This is a genomic window from Ferrovum sp., from assembly GCF_027317285.1.
In the GTDB taxonomy this organism is placed as follows: domain Bacteria; phylum Pseudomonadota; class Gammaproteobacteria; order Burkholderiales; family Ferrovaceae; genus Ferrovum.
In genome coordinates, this window is sequence record NZ_DAHVHV010000124.1 from 1 (window position 1) to 925 (window position 925).

General features: G+C 49.5%; 2 protein-coding genes. Both read left to right on the forward strand.

Annotation, left to right across the window (positions count from 1 at the left end):
- Positions 1-189 precede the first annotated feature (189 nt).
- The gene (locus tag M6F29_RS11845) at positions 190-408 is read left to right on the forward strand and encodes an AbrB/MazE/SpoVT family DNA-binding domain-containing protein (protein ID WP_297478962.1); all 219 of its coding nucleotides are present in this window, start codon (positions 190-192) and stop codon (positions 406-408) included.
- Entirely contained in the window at positions 408-803 is a 396-nt protein-coding gene (locus M6F29_RS11850; RefSeq protein WP_298160169.1) for a type II toxin-antitoxin system VapC family toxin, read from the forward strand. The genes M6F29_RS11845 and M6F29_RS11850 overlap by 1 nt, the downstream gene beginning before the upstream one ends.
- Positions 804-925: the final 122 nt, after the last annotated feature.

The window sequence follows — 925 nt, forward strand, 5'->3', positions numbered from 1 at the left end:
AACCTCCCGTCTGTCATGGTCGAATCGTCCTGTTTTTGTGTTCGGCCCACCCCACCACCAGGAAAAATCCGGGACGGTTGGGAGAGGCATATGTCTAAAGTTCAGTTATAAAATACCGGATCAGTACAATTGCCTTTTTTCTGATCCATTACTAAAATGGGAAATGTAAGGAAATAAGGGAGAGCCACTATGGCAGCCGATGCCACACTGACCAGCAAAGGTCAAACGACCATTCCGAAGGAAATCCGGGACAGTCTCGGCATGAAGCCAGGCGATCGCATGACTTTTACCTTGATGCCTGATGGCACCGTGGTACTGCGTGTCAAAGCCGGGAGCATCACCCAATTGGCCGGAAAGTTGTACAAAAAAGGTCGAAAAGCCGTCCCCATCGAGCACCTGTCGCGCTGATGCTGGGCCTGGACACCAATGTCCTCGTTCGATTTCTGGTACGGGATGACGAGTCGCAGTTCGAGAAGGCACATAAATTGATCACCCGTGAACTCGCATCGGGGCGGCGGGTGTTCGTCAATCAGTTGGTATTGCTGGAAACAGAGTGGGTTTTGCGAAGCCGATATGGTGTGCCAAAAACTCAGTTTATTGAGATCGTTTCAGGCATGTTGGATGCAATGGACATTCAATTTGAGGATGAACCTGTCATCGAAGAAACCCTTTTCATCTGGAGGGAGTCCCAGGCCGATTTTGCGGATTGTTTTATTGGTGCAAAAAACAGACGCTCAGGATGTAGAGCCACAGTCACCTTCGATACGAAAGCCTCCCGTTTGCCGGGATTTATGACCGCCTGATCATTCGGGTCGTTCCAATCTTTTCAGGTTCACGGCTTCACCATCTCCAGGGTGAGTTTTTTCAACTCCCAGAGTTGATACATAAAATTGTTGTAGTCCTGGACATCCTCGCCAAAACGCAC